Genomic DNA, 278 nt, shown 5'->3' with positions numbered 1-278 from the left:
GATACGCAAATGTTCCAAGTCTATCAAAGCAAAAGCCAGCTGAAAAAAGAATGGGGTTCTAAGTACGCACACAACCTCAAGAAAATCACAAACGCGGTGGCCGGCACGCAAGGAAAGATTTTAACGTACGATAACAAGCCGATTGAGGCATCTTTCTTCTCTACGAGCAACGGGTATACGGAAAATGCGGAAGCCTATTGGACAAGCGCCATTCCTTATTTAAAGAGCGTGAAAAGTCCGTGGGATAAGCAATCGCCGAAATATCTCGCCACCCAGAC

Annotated in this window: 1 pseudogene; it reads left to right on the top strand. The window is 46.0% G+C overall.

The window, feature by feature from the left end:
- Nucleotides 1–278: pseudogene (locus tag KVT31_RS29540) on the top strand (stage II sporulation protein D); the annotation flags it as partial.

It is taken from the genome of Bacillus sp. GbtcB14 (assembly GCF_019091205.1).
Lineage (GTDB): Bacteria > Bacillota > Bacilli > Bacillales > Bacillaceae_G > Bacillus_A > Bacillus_A cereus_AG.
This window is presented reverse-complemented; position numbering and strand designations above follow the sequence as displayed.